The organism is Streptomyces sp. SM11 (genome assembly GCF_002910905.1).
Taxonomy (GTDB): domain Bacteria; phylum Actinomycetota; class Actinomycetes; order Streptomycetales; family Streptomycetaceae; genus Streptomyces.
The window spans coordinates 1-2,400 of sequence record NZ_NEUE01000050.1 but is presented as its reverse complement, the minus strand read 5'-3'; the positions used below and the strand labels follow the sequence as shown (position 1 = coordinate 2,400).

General features: G+C 72.5%; 3 protein-coding genes. 1 reads left to right on the top strand and 2 read right to left on the bottom strand.

Annotated features, from left to right (window positions below):
- Nucleotides 1-135: 135 nt before the first annotated feature.
- Together B9S58_RS02980 and B9S58_RS02975 are read right to left on the bottom strand one after the other, a co-directional pair.
- Complete coding sequence (locus B9S58_RS02980) at nt 136-1,260, bottom strand: AAA family ATPase (RefSeq protein WP_103530588.1); 1,125 nt, start codon at nt 1,258-1,260, stop codon at nt 136-138.
- 161 nt (nt 1,261-1,421) lie between these two features.
- Nucleotides 1,422-1,886 carry a hypothetical protein gene (locus B9S58_RS02975; protein ID WP_103530587.1) on the bottom strand — a complete coding sequence of 155 codons (465 nt, stop codon included), beginning with the start codon at nt 1,884-1,886 and terminating at the stop codon, nt 1,422-1,424.
- A 149-nt stretch (nt 1,887-2,035) separates the two neighbouring features.
- Between B9S58_RS02975 and B9S58_RS02970 the strand changes: the two genes are divergently transcribed.
- A partial coding sequence (locus B9S58_RS02970; protein ID WP_146063453.1) for an SWIM zinc finger family protein occupies nt 2,036-2,400 on the top strand: 365 nt, incomplete at its 3' end.

The window sequence follows — 2,400 nt, the reverse complement described above, 5'->3', positions numbered from 1 at the left end:
CCGCCGCGAGCGCGGCGAGGACCGCGCGGGCCGACCCGGGGCCGTGATGCCGCACCCCCAGGAGCCAGGGCCCGGCAGCCGCACAGGGTCCTGGCCCAGCCGCTCCGGTCGTCGCGGCCGTCCCGGCGGGGCTCGTCATGCGGATACCTCGCGGCAGGCGCGGTAGAAGTCCTTCCAGCCGTCCCGCTCGCGGACCACGGTCTCCAGATACTCCTGCCAGACCACCCGGTCCGCCGCCGGGTCCCGGACGACCGCGCCGAGGATGCCGGCCGCGACGTCGCCGGGGCGCAGGACGCCGTCGCCGAAGTGGGCAGCGAGGGCGAGGCCGTTGGTGACGACGGAGATCGCCTCTGCGGTGGAGAGCGTGCCGGAGGGGGACTTGAGCTTGGTGCGCCCGTCGGTGGTCACCCCGTCGCGCAGCTCGCGGAAGACCGTCACCACACGCCGGATCTCGGTCAGTCCCTCCGGTGCCGCGGGCAGGTCGAGCGAACGGCCGATCTGGTCGACGCGCCGGGACACGATGTCGACCTCGGCGTCCGGGGTGGCGGGCAGGGGAAGCACGACGGTGTTGAACCGGCGGCGCAGCGCGCTGGACAGCTCGTTGACGCCGCGGTCCCGGTCGTTGGCCGTGGCGATGAGGTTGAACCCGCGGACGGCCTGGACCTCCTGTCCCAGCTCGGGAACGGGGAGCGTCTTCTCGGACAGGATCGTGATGAGCGAGTCCTGCACGTCCGCGGGGATGCGGGTCAGCTCCTCGACCCGGGCGGTCATGCCCTCTGACATGGCCCGCATCAGCGGACTGGGCACCAGGGCGTCGCGGCTGGGCCCGTGGGCGAGCAGCTGAGCGTAGTTCCACCCGTAGCGGACGGCTTCCTCGGGCGTCCCCGCGGTGCCCTGCACGAGCAGCGTCGAGTCACCGCTGACGGCGGCGGCGAGGTGCTCGGACACCCAGGTCTTAGCCGTACCGGGGACGCCGAGCAGGAGCAGCGCCCGGTCCGTGGCGAGCGTGGTCACGGCCACCTCGACCAGGCGGCGCGGGCCCACGTACTTCGGCGTGATCACCGTCCCGTCCGGCAGGGTCCCGCCCTGCAGATAGGTGGCGACGGCCCAGGGCGAGAGCCGCCAACGGGCGGGCCTCGGCCGGTCGTCGGCGGCCGCGAGCGCTTTCAGCTCGTCGGCGAACGCGTCCTCGGCGTGCGGACGGAGCGCCTCGGCGGCCGCCTCCGGCTCGACGGCCGCGGTGGTTTCGGGCACGGTCATGGATCCCCCTCCAGATCGGTCGACCTGATGTGGTACCACCGTGCACCATGCCACTGACAACGGCCCTGACCGCAGGTCAGGACCCGTTTCGCCGGCGAGCAGGGCCGGCCGGGACAGCCCGTCAGCCCGTCAGCCCGTCAGCCCGTCAGCCCGTCAGCCCGTCAGCCCACGATCGGTGACACGGCGACGCAGCCGCCCGCCGTGAGCATGCCCTCCCCCTTCGCCTCCTTGATGACCTTGCCCTTGTAGGTGATGGTGCAGGTGACGTCGGCGCCGCCCGCGTCCAGGGCCATCGGCATGACGGCGGGCGGCATGATGCCGCGCAGCTCGACGGTCTTCTTCCACGGCAGGGTCGGCGTGGTGACGGTCTCCAGCTCGGGTTCCATGGCCTCACCACCGCCCCCGTGGTACGTGATCTCGTCGACGCTCGTGCCGGTGACCTCGTACGTGACCTCGTACGTCTCGTCCACGGTCTTGTCGACCGCCTTGCCGACCGCTTCGTCCACCGACTCTGCCGAACAGGCGCCGAGTCCGAGCACGAGGCCGGTGACAGCGAGAGCGCAGGCGGCGGCTCGTACGGGACGGGCGATTCTGGCCGTACGCGTGGTGCGGATGGTGCGGTACATCTGGGATCCCCCTGGATCGGTCCGCCCGGATCTGTTCCGTACGCGGAGACCGCAGAGAAGCGCAAAGGGACGGCGGAGTCAAATCCCCCTCGGGGACGCTGCTTCGCAGGTCGGAGGGATTGTCAGTGGCGCCCCCTACCGTCGGGGACATGCTGCTATCTCACGGGGGAGGCCCCTCGCACACCGGCGGACCGGTGGTGCGCTGGTCGGTGGAACAGGTGCTGGCACTGGCCCCTGACGATGCGTCACGCAAGGCGGGTACGCGACTCGGCGCGGCCGGACCGTGGACCGGCACGGGCCGCGATGCCACGGGCGGCGTGGTGTGGGGGCTGTGCAAGGGGAGCGGGAGCACGCCGTACCGGACGGTCGTCGACACCACCGGTCCGGCCTACTCCTGCAGTTGCCCGAGCCGGAAGTTCCCGTGCAAGCACGCGCTGGGGCTGTTGCTGCTCCGCGCGTCCGACGACGCCGCGTTCCGGCCGGGCGAGCCGGCCGGCTGGGCCGCGGCGTGGAT